The organism is Streptomyces rapamycinicus NRRL 5491, assembly GCF_024298965.1.
Taxonomy (GTDB): Bacteria; Actinomycetota; Actinomycetes; order Streptomycetales; family Streptomycetaceae; genus Streptomyces; species Streptomyces rapamycinicus.
On sequence record NZ_CP085193.1, the window covers coordinates 228,123 to 242,786 of the forward strand.

At 66.4% G+C, this 14,664-nt stretch carries 10 protein-coding genes and 6 pseudogenes; 5 read left to right on the top strand and 11 right to left on the bottom strand.

Features of this window, described 5'->3' with window-relative positions:
* Together LIV37_RS00940 and LIV37_RS00945 are read right to left on the bottom strand one after the other, a co-directional pair.
* A pseudogene (locus LIV37_RS00940) lies at positions 1–902 on the bottom strand (carbohydrate ABC transporter permease).
* Positions 899–2,176: an extracellular solute-binding protein gene (locus tag LIV37_RS00945; RefSeq protein WP_254807212.1), complete on the bottom strand. Its 1,278-nt coding sequence runs from the start codon at positions 2,174–2,176 to the stop codon at positions 899–901. The pseudogene LIV37_RS00940 and the gene LIV37_RS00945 overlap by 4 nt, the downstream one beginning before the upstream one ends.
* A 601-nt stretch (positions 2,177–2,777) precedes the next feature.
* Between LIV37_RS00945 and LIV37_RS00950 the strand changes: the two genes are divergently transcribed.
* Positions 2,778–3,806, top strand: a complete 1,029-nt coding sequence (locus tag LIV37_RS00950; protein ID WP_020865248.1) for a LacI family DNA-binding transcriptional regulator — start codon at positions 2,778–2,780, stop codon at positions 3,804–3,806.
* Between the two features lie 76 nt (positions 3,807–3,882).
* Here LIV37_RS00950 and LIV37_RS00955 read toward each other — a convergent pair whose 3' ends face one another.
* Both LIV37_RS00955 and LIV37_RS00960 read right to left on the bottom strand, forming a co-directional pair.
* Positions 3,883–4,206, bottom strand: a complete 324-nt coding sequence (locus LIV37_RS00955; RefSeq protein ID WP_020865249.1) for a chondroitinase-B domain-containing protein — start codon at positions 4,204–4,206, stop codon at positions 3,883–3,885.
* Positions 4,203–4,688, bottom strand: a complete 486-nt coding sequence (locus LIV37_RS00960; protein ID WP_243146432.1) for a discoidin domain-containing protein — start codon at positions 4,686–4,688, stop codon at positions 4,203–4,205. Before LIV37_RS00960 ends, LIV37_RS00955 begins: the two co-directional genes overlap by 4 nt.
* A 130-nt stretch (positions 4,689–4,818) precedes the next feature.
* Here LIV37_RS00960 and LIV37_RS52400 point away from each other — a divergent pair.
* Positions 4,819–6,227: pseudogene (locus tag LIV37_RS52400) on the top strand (IS701 family transposase).
* Between the two features lie 233 nt (positions 6,228–6,460).
* Here LIV37_RS52400 and LIV37_RS00970 read toward each other — a convergent pair.
* A pseudogene (locus LIV37_RS00970) lies at positions 6,461–7,266 on the bottom strand (SDR family NAD(P)-dependent oxidoreductase).
* Between the two features lie 87 nt (positions 7,267–7,353).
* On the opposite strand from LIV37_RS00970, the gene LIV37_RS00975 reads away from it, so the two are divergent.
* The gene (locus tag LIV37_RS00975) at positions 7,354–8,319 is read left to right on the top strand and encodes an AraC family transcriptional regulator (protein WP_121825964.1); all 966 of its coding nucleotides are present in this window, start codon (positions 7,354–7,356) and stop codon (positions 8,317–8,319) included.
* Positions 8,320–9,798: 1,479 nt separating this feature from the next.
* On the opposite strand, the gene LIV37_RS00985 is transcribed toward LIV37_RS00975, so the two are convergent.
* From LIV37_RS00985 to LIV37_RS01005, 6 genes and pseudogenes are all read right to left on the bottom strand, one after another.
* Positions 9,799–10,338 (bottom strand): PP2C family protein-serine/threonine phosphatase, encoded by a 540-nt coding sequence (locus tag LIV37_RS00985; RefSeq protein WP_254807067.1) that lies wholly within the window; start codon positions 10,336–10,338, stop codon positions 9,799–9,801.
* A gap of 61 nt (positions 10,339–10,399) precedes the next feature.
* Positions 10,400–10,618 (bottom strand): hypothetical protein, encoded by a 219-nt coding sequence (locus LIV37_RS00990; RefSeq protein ID WP_254807068.1) that lies wholly within the window; start codon positions 10,616–10,618, stop codon positions 10,400–10,402.
* Between the two features lie 357 nt (positions 10,619–10,975).
* Complete coding sequence (locus LIV37_RS00995) at positions 10,976–11,467, bottom strand: hypothetical protein (protein WP_202979666.1); 492 nt, start codon at positions 11,465–11,467, stop codon at positions 10,976–10,978.
* 157 nt (positions 11,468–11,624) lie between these two features.
* A pseudogene (locus tag LIV37_RS52405) lies at positions 11,625–11,867 on the bottom strand (glyceraldehyde 3-phosphate dehydrogenase NAD-binding domain-containing protein); the annotation flags it as partial.
* A gap of 157 nt (positions 11,868–12,024) precedes the next feature.
* Positions 12,025–12,605 (bottom strand): annotated as a pseudogene (locus tag LIV37_RS01000) (cbb3-type cytochrome c oxidase subunit I); the annotation flags it as partial.
* A gap of 8 nt (positions 12,606–12,613) precedes the next feature.
* The gene (locus LIV37_RS01005; RefSeq protein WP_243146431.1) at positions 12,614–12,895 is read right to left on the bottom strand and encodes a hypothetical protein; all 282 of its coding nucleotides are present in this window, start codon (positions 12,893–12,895) and stop codon (positions 12,614–12,616) included.
* A 107-nt stretch (positions 12,896–13,002) separates the two neighbouring features.
* Between LIV37_RS01005 and LIV37_RS01010 the strand changes: the two are divergent.
* Both LIV37_RS01010 and LIV37_RS01015 read left to right on the top strand, forming a co-directional pair.
* Positions 13,003–13,376 (top strand): annotated as a pseudogene (locus LIV37_RS01010) (DUF488 domain-containing protein).
* Between the two features lie 729 nt (positions 13,377–14,105).
* Positions 14,106–14,594, top strand: a complete 489-nt coding sequence (locus LIV37_RS01015; RefSeq protein ID WP_020865260.1) for a beta-class carbonic anhydrase — start codon at positions 14,106–14,108, stop codon at positions 14,592–14,594.
* Positions 14,595–14,664: the final 70 nt, after the last annotated feature.

Sequence of the window (14,664 nt, forward strand, 5' to 3'; positions counted from 1 at the left end):
TCAGGCCCCCTCGAGTTGGCTCGCACCGGCGTCCCGGCCCCGAGCCGGCGCAGCAGCAGGGCGAGGGCCAGACCCACCAGGACCAGGATGACCGCGATGGCGCTGGCCGGTCCCATCAAGCTGGCCTGGAATCCCCGCTTGTACATGTCCAGTGCGAGGACCCGGGTGGCGTCTCCGGGGCCGCCCCCGGTCAGGACGAAGATGAGGTCGAAGAAGGTCAGCGACCCGACCACCATCAGCGTGGACGAGGTGATGATGGTGTATTTCAGCTGAGGCAGCGTGATGCTGAAGAACTGCCGGATGCGTCCGGCTCCGTCCAACTGCGCGGCCTCGTAAAGGGACTTCGGAATCTGCTGGACGCCACCCTGGTAGATCAGTGAGTGGAACGGGACGAACTGCCAGGAGACGACGAAGATGACGACCGCGAACGCGAGCCCGGGCCGCCCCAGCCAGTCCTGGCTGAGCACCTGGAGCTTCAGCCCGGCACCGAGCCCGAAGTTGGGGTCCAGCAGGGCCTTGTACGCGATCGCGATCGCCGCGGAGCTGAGCGTCAGCGGGATGAAGTACACCACGCCCAGCACCCCACGGTAGCGCTGGCGGCCGGCCAGGAACGTGCCGAGCAGAATACTCAGTGGAGTCTGAACGGCCCAGGACACGGCCATCACCAGGAACGTCACCCAGAGGGCGTGCGGCAGCCCGGGGTCGGTGAGCACCGCACGCCAGCTGGTCAGCCCCGACGGGTGGATGGCGCCGATCCCGTCCCACGTGGTGAAGCTCAGCGCGAAGACACCGACGAGCGGGATCACGGCGAAGCCGACGAAGACCACCAGCGCCGGCGCCGCCAGCCACGGCAGGATGCCGCGCGGTTCGCGACGCGGCGGATGGCCGGTGAGTGAGCTCATTTGCCGGTGACCTCGTTGAGGTTGCGGACGAACTGCTTTGGTGAGATGGACAGTTGGAACAACTTGACGATGTTGTCCAGCAGGGTCTCGGCGGCCGTCGGACTGAGCGCTTGGTCCCAGGACTGGCCGAACACCTTGGCCTTGCTGGCGATGTCGTAGGTAAACTGCAGGAAATCGGCGCTCTTGGAGGCGGCCAGCGCCTTCTCCGTGCCCAGCCGGATCGGAACCGACCCGTTGTCGATCCACTTCTTCACCTCGGTGTCCTGGAGGACGCCTGTGGCGAAGAAGTCCTTGGCGATCTTCTTCTGCTCGGCGCTGGCCTTCGCGGAGATGGACAGGTACTGAGCGGGGTTGCCGACGGTGTCGCTCGGATCGCCCTTGCCGCCCTCAACGGGCGGGAAGGTCATGTACCCCAGCGCGCCGCTGGAGACGAAGTCCCCACCATCGGCCTGTTGGATGCCGTACGACCAGGAGCCGTGCAGCATCATCGCGGCCTTGCCGGTGTACAGCAGCGCCTGGTCGGCGTTGGAGTCCGCGGTGATCGAGGAGAAGCCCTTGATGAACCCGTGGGCTTTGACCAGCTCCTGCACCTTGGTCAGCGCGGCGATGGCGTGCGGGTTGGACCAGGCGTTCTTCTCGCCCTCGATGACGGCCTGGAACACCTCCGGACCGCCGATGCGGTCGAACAGGAATTCCAGCCACATCATGTTCGTCCACCGGGACTGGCCACCGAGGGAGAACGGTGCTATGCCCTTGGCGTTGAACTTGGGCACCAGCGCCATGATGTCATCCCAGGACTTCGGTGGGTTCACGCCGACCTGGTCGAAGACCTTCCTGTTGTAGTAGAGGATGATCGGCTGCACGGTCTCGCACGGCATCGCGTAGATCTTGCCGTCGACGGTTGCCGCGGCGAACGAGGACGGGAACAGCCGCTTCTTGACCTCGGAGTGCTCGTCGAACCACGAGGTGAGGTCCTCAACCTGGCCGGCTTTCACATAGGTGCGCAGCGTCCCACCTCCCCAACCCCAGATGATGGTGGGCGCCTGGCCGGCACCGATGGCGGTCTTGATCTTCGTCTTGTACGCGTCGTTCTGGAAGGTGGTGTCTTTGATCTGCTGCTTGGGGTGGGCCTTGTTGAACGCGTCCACCGCGCCGGCTCTGACACCTTGCTGCGGCTGGCCGCTCAGGTACCAGTACGTGGCTCCACCGCTTTTGCTGGGACCGGACGAGCCGCAGGCCGCCAGCGCAGCGGAGACCGGCACGCCGGCGGCCAGGCCGAGGAGGGTACGTCGAGGGAGGGGATCGCCATGTCTTTATCTCCGCACTCGAGAGCCACCGGCTTCTCGCCAGTCATAGTGAAAACTTTTCGAAATAGCCTTCTTCGAGCTTCGTTCGTGCAAATTAAGTTTCGGACTGACGCCCTGTCAAGGCACGTGCAGACACGTTGTCGGGCAGCAGTCATCTGCGTGGTATCGGACGAGAATGACCCTCGAGAAACCTTGACAGGGACTGAAAGTCTTTCGAAAGAGGTCGCTTGAGGGTGGAGGGACGATGCGATGGCTACGGCTGACACACTGCCAGTGCAGGTCATGCCGCGCCGACAGGTCCCGGTGCCGCCTATGCCGGACCGGGCCGATGCCCTCCTGACTGAGGCGGGCCGGGCGCACGCGTACGGGTCGGCGTGCATGCCGATCGGACCGCGTTCGCCGGACGCGATCTCACGCAGATCGTCGGACGCGTCGAGGTCGAGGGGCTCGTCGGCACCTCCCCGGACGAGCCCGGTCCCGGGTTGCCGTACAGTTGACCGGTTCCACCCGCGTTGCCGACCCTACCGGCGGCTCACCTCACCGGTGGACGTATAGCTGGGAGGAACCGATGCGGCCGAACACCAGGCGCACCACTTTGGCGGACATCGCCCAAGCGGCTGGGGTCTCCGTCGCGACCGTGTCCAAAGTGGTCAACGGTCGCGGTGACGTGGCGCCGCAGACCCGCGCCCGGGTGCAGGAACTGCTGCATCAGCACCACTACCTCGCGCCCGTGTTCCGCCACACCGAGACCGTCCAAAGCCCGACCATCGAGGTGCAGTTCAAGGGCGGCCTCAAGTCGTACGTGGCCGAGACCCTGGAAGGCATCATCGACTCCGCCGCCGAACTGGGGGCCTCGGTGGTGATCAGTAAGGCGTCCCGCGCCCCACACTGGGCCCGGGACCTGGTCTCAGCCGGGCGCCGCGCCGTCATCGCGATCACCAGCGTGTACACCACAGCGCACCTGAACGAACTGGCCCGGGCCGGGCTGCCGCTGGTCGTGCTGGACCCACTGCACCTGCCGGACAGCCGGGTCAACAGCGTCGGGGCGACCAACTTCGCCGGCGGCCTGGCCGCCACCCAGCACCTGCTCTCCCTGGGCCACCGCCGAGTCGCCTATCTCGGCGGACCGACCATGGCCGTATGCAACCAGGCACGCATGCACGGCTACCGCGCCGCCATGGAGGCGGAGGGAGCGCAGGTGCCCGACGCCTATGTCCGGCCCGGAGAATTCACGTACGAAACCGGGTTGCTCGGCGCCACAACGCTACTGAGCCTGCAAGAGCCACCGACGGCGATCTTCGCAGGCAACGACGAGATCGCCCTCGGCGTCATCGAGACCACCCGCGCCCGAGGCCTGCGCATCCCCGAAGACCTGAGCGTGGTCGGCTTCGACGACACAAGCCTCGCCCAGATGGCCTCACCGCCACTGACCACCGTGCGCCAGCCACTACGGGAGATGGGCGGTGCCGCCCTGCGCACCGCCCTCCGACTGGCCAACGGCGAAAAGGTCGAGTCCCACCACATCGAACTCGCCACCGAACTCGTGCTGCGCGCCTCAACAGCGCCGCCCCGCGAAGAGACTTCGGCGCGTGGGTAATCGCCGTTCAAGGAGAATCAGGCGAAGCAGTACTCACTGTATCGATATATCCGTGCGAGCGGCATCACCTCGTCGTCTACCGATGAGCCGGTGGCGACCGTCGGCGCTGCACGGCTCCCTCCCAATGGTCGACCACTTCGAGGTAGCCGGTGAGCACCTTGGAGTGCGGGGCCCACCGATGGCACGTTGATGTGAACTGCAGCCCTTCGAAGGTGACGTAGGAGGAGCCCGCCACCTCCAGCTGCCCGTCGCCGATCACCGCCTTGCCGCGGTTCTCCGCGACGACGGTGATGGGCTCGGCGGCCGTTCCGTTCTTGCCGGTCATCTTGCCGATCGAGTACGTGCCGTCCGCGAGCACGATGCGGTCGCCGGCCTGCGCGTCCCCGAACGCGCTCTTCAACTGGTCCGAGTTCGCGACCCGGACGGTGCGGACGGGGTCCTGACCTCCGTCGTCGCTGCCGTCGGCTCCGTAGATGTCGGTCTCGGTGATGCTGGTCCAGTCGAGACCGTGTTGCCATGACCGACGATCCGCAGATAGCGGGCCGAGGCATCGGCGAAGTCGTACTTCTGCTGCTCACGTGTGCCGCCGCTGCTGGTCTTTCGTTCCAGGACGGTCTTCCACGACGATCCGTCGGCCGACAGCTGGACGTCGAAGGTGTTCTTTCTGCTGTCCCCCTGGTGCCAGGCGACCAACACCGACCCGACGGTCTGCGCCGAGCCCAAGTCGTAGCGGATCCACGCCCCGTCACCCTCCGACGACCAACGGGTGCTCAGATTGTTGTCCAGCGTGTTGGCGGGAACGTTGCCGTCATCGGCACTCGCCGTGACGCTCTTGACCTCCAGCGGAGAGGTGGCAGCGGCCGACGCGACCGTGTGGAACACACCCGAGACTCCGACGGCGACCGCACCCACTACCGGTGGTTCGTTAAATCCGGTGGTGGTGTGGGTTGACGGTAGGTCGGGTTGGTCGTAGGCCGGTGGTAGGAGTCAACTACTCTGCTGGGGGCTGAAGATGACTGCTCGCCGCCCGTGTCCGCCTGCGCCGGGGCCACTGGAGGAGTACGCGGCCCGGTTCGACGATCTCTTCTTCAGTCTGGCCCAGCGGCGGGGGTTTCGCGAGTACCTGACCGGTCTGCCGGCACCACGGGAGCGGAATAAGACGATCACCTGCCTGGCAGGGGCGGAGCCGGTGGCGGGTGCGGGGATGCCGGGGTGCAGCGGCTGCAGTTCTTCCTGTCCGAGTCGCCCTGGGAGGCCGAGCAGGTCAACGACCGGCGGCTTGAACTGCTGCGCGAGGAGCCGGCGACAGCTCCGCACGACGGCGGGGTCATCGTGATCGACGATTCCGGGGACCGCAAGGACGGCACGGCGACCGCGCACGTGGGCCGGCAGTGGCTGGGCCGGTTGGGAAAGACGGACAACGGCATCGTCACGGTGACCACGGTGTGGACCGACGGCCGCGTGTACTACCCGCTGCACGCCACTCCCTACACCCCCGCCCATCACTTCGCCCGCGGCCGGTCCGAGCCGGCCTTCCGCACGAAACCGCAGCTGGCCGCCCACCTCGCGGCCCGCGGGAAGGAGGCGGGCTTCGGCTGCCGCGCGGTGGTCGCCGACTGTGCCTATTCCGTCAGCGACGACTGGTACCTCGCGCTGCGCGAGGCCGGCCTGGCCTACGTGGTCGCGCTCAAGCCGCACCGTGGCACCTGGGCTCCGGTAGACCAGCCTCACACTCCCATCGAAGCGGCCCACGCCCTGGCCTGGTGCGATGCCAGGCGTCCCGGCGACTGGACACCCGTGGAGCGTCACTTCCGCGACGGGCACACCGAGACCTGGTGGGCCGCCGATGCCTACCTGGGCGGCTACGGACCCGACTCACCCTGCCGGCTGGTCGTGGCCACCACCGCCCCAGTCGGCCTGCCGGAGAAGGCCACCTGGTACCTGACCACCAACCTGCCCCACCCCGACGCACCCCACCACGCCGCCAGCCCGCACCCGCCGGCCGACCTCGCCGAGATCGTCCGCCTCCACGGACCGCGTCCGTAGATCGAGCAGAGCTACAAGCAGATCAAGGACGAACTCGGCTGGGCCGACTTCCAAGTCCGCTCCGACCGCGCTATCCGCCGCCACCAGATTCCGGTCAACTGTGCCTTCTCCTTCTGCTGGGACCAGTGGTTCGCCCCACCCAGGCCCCTGGATGCCACCGCGCCGGACCCGTGCCCCGACAAGAGGTCGGAGAGGGGGACCGGCCCCGTCCCACCAGCCCCAACAGCCTTGTTGGCCCAGGGCCTTACGAGCCATCCGTTCCTGGCTCACCCCCACCGTCATCCTCAACCGATGGTGGCGAGCCTGGACGGACAGGGACCCACCCTCCGAGCTTCAGGCCCTGATCGACGCGGTCACCACCGGACACGGCATTGACCTCTACCTCCGGATTTAACGAACCACCGCTAATCAGTGACCAACTCGTCGTCGATTTTCACGTACAGTGCGGTAATGAGGGTCTCGAGGTCAGTCTTCACACACCGATCATCGAGACCCTCGCCACGTCTATGACGTTTGCGAGCACTCCATGTCGCCGCTTTGCCGTCAGCGTCGCGCGGTGTGGCTCACTGCGCGACGTAACGCAGGGAAACGGCCTTTTAGGACGTGCCCTACCTCATGCGAGTGGCGTCGATTCCGCCGTCGATGTCGAAGGTTGCGCCGTGGACGAACGCCGCTTCGTCGCTGACCAGCCAGCGAACGGCGTAGGCGATGTCGATCGGGCGCACGGGCGCCCCGCGGGGGTGTCCTTCGTCATCGCTGCGAGAACATCGACGAAGGCTCCGTTGCCGGGCGTAGCCGTCGCTCCCGGCGCGACTGTGTTGACGTGCACGCCGCTCGGTCCGTACTCCGCTGCCCAGGCGCGCGTGAGCTGCTCGATTGCTGCCTTCGTGGCTGGATACAGCGCCATATACGGCACACCCACTCGTGCCATCCAGGAGCCGATGTTGACGATGGATCCGTGGCCGCGCTCGGCCATACGAGGAGCGAGGGTGGCGACGAGCACATGCGGTGCGCGGATGTTCGTCGCCCACAGGGCCTGCATCTCCTCGTCCGTGACGTCCGCCGTGCTGCCGCCGGGGTAGACGCCGGCGTTGTTCACGAGAATGTCGATGCTCCCCCCAAGGGCGGCCTCGGCTCGCGCGGCGAACTCGCGAATCTCCGAAGGCTCCGCGTCGAGAGTCGCGGTCACGACGTGCGCCGTACCGCCCTTCGCGCGAATCGCGTCCGCGACTGCTCCGGCGCGGTCGGAGTTCCGGCCGGACACGACGACCTCGGCGCCGGAAGCGGCGAGGACCTTCGCGATCGCCTCCCCGATGCCGCTGGACGATCCGGTGATCAGAGCCGTCCTCCCGCGCAGCCGCTCATCGGCGGGAAGGGCTTCAAGGAGCTCTTGGAGTGCCTGATTCTGTTGCATGCATTAATCCTGGGCGCTCGAGCCGACCACGGGCTTGCCGAAATCCACGGCATTATTGCCTGATCCCGTAAGGCTTGATCGCGTAACATGAGTTCGGTGGATGGGAGTGCGAGCACGGCGCCTGCAGTCACCGCGAGCCTTGGGCGTTCGGCCGGCATCGTCGCCCGGCATGCCGATGACAAGGCGCGCGCAGCGAGGCTCGGCCTGCGACTGTCACATGTTCGTGGCGCCACGCCCCTCTTCTTCCAACGCTATGTGCCCTCGCTTGCCGTGGTTCTCGCCGGAAGGAAACGCTCCATCATCGGCGCGGACGACGACGTCTGGGGCAGTGACCGCTTCCTGGTGACTCCCGTCGATCTTCCGGTCGTCGCGGGTGTGGTCGAGACCGACGCGGCCGGCAGTTTCCTGTCGGCGACCTGGGAGTTCGATCCTGTGCTCGTGCGGGAGGTCGCCGTTGCCCTTCCTCACCACTCCCACCCGTCCACCGGATCGCTGGAACGACTCGGCACGTGGACCCCAGGCCTCGCAGACGCGTTCGCCAGGCTCGTCGGGCTGCTCGATGAGCCCGAGACGATCCCGATTCTGGGTCCAGCCATCGCGCGTGAAGTCATTCTTCGACTCCTGCAGACGGAACAGGCGCCCCGCATTCTCGCCGCGACGAATGGGGAGGAGCGATCAGTGGTTGTCCAAGCAGTTGCGTACCTGACCGACAAGATGAGCGAACCATGGACGATGCCCATGCTCGCGGCAGCCCTCCACACCAGCGAATCGACGCTCTTCGGACGATTCAAGCAGGCAACCTCGATGACTCCGATGCAGTACCTCAAGCGGCTGCGGCTTGGCGAGGCCCGGCACCGCATGGTGATTCTCGGGGAGTCAGCAGCTCAGGCCGCCCGTACCGTCGGCTATCGCAGTGCGTCGCACTTCTCACGCGACTACCGCGCCGTGTACGGCGCGCCGCCCGCCACCGATGCCACCCGCTCTCGTACCCACCTCCGACAGATGGCCCCGGCGCTTACGGACAGCGACGGCGACCAGCCGACAAGTCCCTGACGCAGACGTCGTAGCCGTGGCCGGGGTTCCGCCGCACTACAGCCGCCACAACCCGACTGCCCCATCACCAGCCTCACTCACGAACGGATCAAACGCCGCCCCATCCTCGGAGGCCTCATCAACGAGTACGACAGAACAGCGTAAACGCGCAGGTCAAGACAGCAGCCTAGTTCTGGAACCCCACAGGGCTTCGGCTCAGCGGCGCGATACATACGGACCGCGCGGTCACGCAATTCCAGCGCATATTCCCTCGGAGCGCCACCCTCATCGACTGCGGCCCCCTCCCCGCCCGCCACGGCCAAACCCGCCCCTTCACCGACGTCATCACCGACATCGAAAACGCCCTCGACCTCCAGCAACACAAACCCGGCACCCTCCCCCGCCACGCCCCCTACCTCAACCAGGGCACCGCCGACCGCATCGGAAGCCTCACCAGACTCATCCGCCAAGCCGCTATCACCGCCATCTGCGACGGCACCGAACGCATCACCAAGCAATCACTCGACACCATCCGCCTCGACCACCTCGCCGAAACAACACAACCGCCCCGCACGACACAACCAAAGCTCACGCACACTGCCCTCCCCGCCCAAACCACTCCCCCGGCCTCTCAGCAAACCATCAACACACCAGACCAGCGGCCGCCCCAAACACCAACAAGCCCCCCTCCGAGCGTCACCAGACGCAGTGTGCGATGGCCTCCGTCGGAAACCGGTACCCCTTGCACGACGGCGACACGACGTCACCTCCGACGGCCAACAACCCGAGGATCATCCCAGCTGCTCAGCGTGTCACCCAAGTTGACAACGCCGCGGCACGACCGATCCTGGTGCCGCCGTCCGCTTCGGCTCGGCTGCTGCGGACGGCGGTTCGGCCAGCACCTCGGTCACCGTGACCCGGGCATCCATCACGCTGAAGCGCGCGTTCCGCCTCACCGGACGCAGCCTGCACCCGCTCGTCCCGTAACGGCGGGACGTCTTCCCGGGTCTTCTTCTCCCTGGGCCCCTGGCAGACCGGCGGCCAGGATGTCCACCAGCTCGACCCGCTGGCTTCGAGGTGCTCCAGCAGGCCGTGGGCGGCGCCAGCCCCGTCAATCCTGACCGGGATCTTCGCTTTCGCCGAGCCGGGGATCCACGCGAGCCCGTCGGTGGGCACGGGCACGTGGTCGGCCACCGTGTTCGCCCCGGCGGCCCGGCCGGCACGACGACCGGAAGATGGGCACCCGTAACCGCTACGCGTGGTGGTAAAGGCGTACGCGCATACGGCGAGAAGCCTGGTCCCGCGCAGTTGTACTCCAGGGCGAAGCGCACGGCCCGCCCGGAGGCGGGTGAGCCGTCGGTGCCGACCGCGATCGGTGCGGAGGGGGCGGTATTCGTCATGCAGTGCCTCCAAGCCGTGTGTGGTCCCTGCCTGGTCAGGCGGCTCTTCGCACCACGAGCGCGGTGATGTCGTCCCGCTGCTGACCCGCGCTGTGGCGGCTCAGGTCGCTGACCAGGTTGCTGGCGATGTCCCAGGGAGAGCCACCCCCCAGGCCCTCAGGCGCTCTTCGAGGGGATAGAAGACGCCGGTGATGCTGCGGGCCTCGGTGACGCCGTCGCTGCAGGCAAGGAGGGTGGCGCCAGCCGGGAAGGGGAACCACACAACGGTGCGGGGTTTTGGAGTGAGGTCGGCAAGGCCCAGTGGCACGCCCGGGTCGCCGAACAGCACGGGGGCGACCGGTCCCGCTTCCAGGAGGTAGGGCGGAGGGTGGCCGCAATTGACGGCCTGTGTATCAGTCGAGGCATCGACCCCCAGGATGAGGGCGGTGACGAACCGCTCAGGCTCGCCGGTCTGCTGGGCGAAGACGTTGTGCCGGACGACAGCGCTCTCCAGAGAGTCCACGAGCGCGGTGAGCGTCGGCTCGCGCTGGGCGGCCTCGCGAAACGCTCCGAGCATGGCAAAGGCCGCTCCGATCGCTGGCAGGCCTTTGCCTTGGACATCGCCGAAGAGCAGACGCGTACCGTATGGCGAGGCCACCACCTCGTAGATGTCTCCCCCACCAGCCTGTCCGCCTCCACCGGCAGGTAGATGCCATCGACGATCACCGGTCGGTGAGAATCGGCAGGGGGCGCAGCATCTGCCGCTGGAGAGCGACAGCTGTGGACCGGACCCGGCGCAGGTCCATCTCGCGCCGGATCCGCCTGCGACAGGTCAGAACGCACAACACGCCGAGCACTGCGGCCAGCAGCATGACGATCATGTAGTCGTACCATGAGGGAAGTGGCCGGTAGGTCAGTACTCCCGTGATGACGATCAACACCCAGCTGACTGCGCAGACAGTCTGGCGCACCGTGCCGCCGCCGGGAAAGCGGGCAGCAAAATCAGGAGAGGGTGAGCCGCACCGTCTGATCATCGATTGCCAGTTCCAGCAGCACAATCGGGACGGTCAATGCGACCACATAAGCCATCGGGGTCCTGACCGCGCTTTGGGGAAATGGCGCAGCCCCCTGCTCGGCGCGCGGCTCCAGTGGCGCGTCGGACGCACGGGACGACACACGCCGACGAAGCACAGGACCCAGGTTCCCTCAGCCCGCCTGTCCCCGCAAACTGCGGGCGGTGCCGCACCACGCTGCTGTGATCACTCACCTGCGTCCTCGGACCCTGGTGATCCTTCGCCTCACCGCGATCGGCCCACGCCTGTGATCAGCGGGGTCAGAGCGTCGCCGATGACGTCGCTGGAGACGATCGGCTCTTCGGACAGGCCGAGGACGCTGCGGTAGCGGTCGGTGACGGCCTCCTCACGGAAAATGCTGTTCACCTCCTCGGGGGATGTCGGACGTGTGGTGACAAGCACGATGTCGGCGATCGATCCGATCGGGATCGGGACCCTCAGTGCCACGCCGTCGAATCGGCCTGCCAGTGCCTTGGTCGTCGCGAGCGCGGCGCCGGTGGAGGCAGGAAGCATATTGGCGGCACCCGCCCGGCCACGCCGGAAGTCCTTGCAGGGCCCGTCGATGAGCTGATGGCTGGCGGTGTACGCGTGAACGGTGGTCATGATCGCCCGCTCCACACCGATCCGGCGGTCCATCACCGCCACCACCGGAGTGATGCAGTTCGTTGTGCGACTCGCGCAGGAGATCACCTGCTGCCCGCCGGGGGCAGGGTTCACCCCGTGTACCACGGTGGCCACCGTCTCGGTGCGGGCCGGGGCCGGAGAGGATCACGAACCGCGCCCCCGCGGTGAGGTGCCGGCTCAGCTCCTCCTCACTGCGGAAGACGCCCGTGCACTCCAGTACGAGGTCTACTCCAAGATCGCGCCAGGGCAGCTCCGCGGGGTCGCGACGGTTGTACAGCGGGACCGTGCGCCCGTCGACGACCAGTGCGTCCCCAGCGGCGGTGACGGTCTTCCCGTAGCGCCCGTAGACGGTGTCGTGAGCGAGGAGGTAGGCCAAATTCTCGGCGGGGACGAGGTCGTTCACCGCAGCGACCTCGACCTCGTCGATGCCACCGAGGATCTTGAAGGCGGCGCGTCCGATGCGTCCGAGCCCGTTAATGGCAATCTTCGCCATCAGGCATCTCCTTTGTTCCCTCTCGCGGACAACCGTAGAAGTCGCTCATCACCGCCTCCGGCTCGCCCTCGCGCTCCCACGGACGTACGCCCATGCGTGCACGATCAGGGTCGCGTGGACGTGCCCGGCAAGGTTGGGCTCGGGCACGTTGGCACGTGGGCAGCATCGACAGGCCGAGGAGGAACGAGCTGATCGTGGAGATGGTGTTCAGGGCGGTGAAACCGTCCGCCGCCAGGTAGTCCGCGCAGCGGCGCGGCATGCCCTCCGCACCCAGCCAGTGCTGGAGGAGGAAGGTACCGTGGAAACCGACGAACAGTGTCCAGAAGGTGATCTTGCCGAGCTGCTCGTCCAGCATCTTTCCCGTCATCTTGGGCCACCAGAAGTCGAAGCCGGCGAACATCGCGAAGACGACGGTGCCGAAGACCACGTAGTGGAAGTGGGCGACGACGAAGTAGGAGTCCGTGACATGGAAGTCCAGCGGTGGCGAGGCCAGCAGGACGCCGGTCAGGCCGCCGAAAAGAAAGGTGACCAGGAACCCATCGACCACAGCATCGGGTCTCGAAACTCGGCGAGCCCTTCCACATCGTGCCGATCCATGTGGTGCGCCCACACCGTGATCGACAGACCCGCGATGGCGATCGTGGCACCGACCAGGCCTGTGTAACCGAAGATCGGCTTGTGGCTGAAGACCGGGATGATCTCAGTGACGATACCGAAGAACGGCAGCGCGATAATGTACCCGGCTTTCAGCAAGCCCGGCCGGGGTGGCCGAGGAGATCGGCCAAGACGTTGACGTTCATCCCGGCCAGTACCCGGCCCGTGGTCAGGAGCAGTTTCGCGTAGTCCAATCGGCTGCCGCCGGCGAAGGTCACTTCGTGGGCGATCGGGTCCACGGCGGCGACCGTGGCGCCGAGGCGCAAGTCGATATCGTGCTCGGCGTACCACATGGATCTCTTGCCGCTCGCCTCTTGGCCAGCAGGTACCTCGACTCGCGGCTGCCCGCGTGCCGCATCGTCCTCCCGCTCCATGCCCCGCCAGGAGGCGCCAGGCACCCCACCAAGGGAAGGCATACCCTAGATAGTCGGGGTGTAAGGCAGTTGCCGGACGCAGCAGATTTTGCACCGCGGAGGGCACCATGAGCAAAGACGTCAGCTACCACCGGATCTATGACGAGGCATCCCCGAGGACGGAACTCGCGTACTGGTCGACCGGGTCTGGCCGCGTGGCATGCGCAAGGAGGACGCTCACCTCGACGAGTGGATGCGTGACATCGCCCCGTCCACCGAACTGCGTCACTGGTACGGCCACGTTCCTGAGCGCTACAAGGAATTCCGGCGCCGCTATCTTGCCGAATTGCGCGATGCCACACACCAGCAGGCGTTCAACCATCTCGACGAACTCGCCCGACAGGGCCCGATGACACTGCTCACCGCCACCCGAGATATCGAACACAGCCAGGCAGCGGTCCTCGCGGAACGCCTCTCCCGTGGTGGGCATGGGAAAGCCTGACCAGGCAGTGCGCGAACCGCGGCGGTCTGCCAGGAACTCGCCCACAGCATCTTTGCGGCACGCGGCATGCGGTGCAGACGGAATGGTGACAGCGCCCATCCGGCGGAGAGGGCGCAGGTCCTTACGGGCCCCTAGCCAGCCCGCGAAGGTGAAGGCGTAGTCTGCTCAGGCGCCGCTCGAACATCGAGGAGGCGTGCGTCTTGCTGCTGGTTTCTCTCGTACTCGTAAAGAGCCGCTGCGGTGGCGGGTCTCATAACGGCACACCGCTTCCAGGAGTCTGCGGCACGCAAGATCGCAGAGGCGTACCACGTCAGGGGCTTGGCCAGGCGTCGGTCCGTTGGAGAGCGGAGGACGGTCCAACACACAGGTCGACCAGCACGACCAGCAGGGTATGGGCCGCCGATCATGACACCTGGCTCGCACCCCGGCCGCCGAGCCAGGTGCAGGGCACCGCCATCGTCGGCGGGTGCGGCATCAGGGCCCTGTTCCTCCTCGTTCATGATCCAGGAGGGATCGACCGGATTCGCATGTGAGTGGGAGCGCGAATGGGCTGAGAAAGGCCCCGGCTGGAGTTGCGGCCGCAAATGAAGGACCAGCTCCCAACGCACGACGATGCAAGGCGCTATCAGTCGCTCAATTCGTCCCGGGCGTGCTATGCGGCGAAACCCCGCGGAGTATCTCGTACTGCGACTGCATACCGGTCGGCCGCCAAGAAGGGAAGACATAGCCATGTCAGTTACCGACCGTTACCTTCAGAACAACGAACGCTACGCCTCCCATTTCGCCGGGCCGCAGCAGATGGCACCCTCCGAGGGTGTCGCTGTTGTGGCCTGCATGGATGCGCGTATGAACGTTTATGGAATTCTCGGTCTGCAGGAGGGTGAGGCAAGTGTGATACGAAACGCCGGCGGCGTGGTTACCGATGACGTCATCCGCTCACTCGCTGTCAGTCAGCAACTGCTGGGAACCCGCGAGATCATCCTCATCCATCACACCGACTGTCGGATGCTGACCTTTCCGTCCTATTCACTCGACCCCCCGATCCGTGGTCAGGACGGCCTTAAGCCCCTATGGCCGGTGGAGTCCTTCCGCGACGTCGCCATCGATGTGCGCCGCTCGATCAGTCGTATCAAGTCGAGTAAGTACATCCCGCACAGTGATGCGGTGCGCGGGTTCATCTTCGATGTCAGCACCGGGCGGCTCGATGAGGTGAAATAGAGGCACCTGCCGTCCTGGCGCCCTGCTGCCAACTCACAGCGGCCTACCGTGCCGGCTGGGCCCTGCCGCT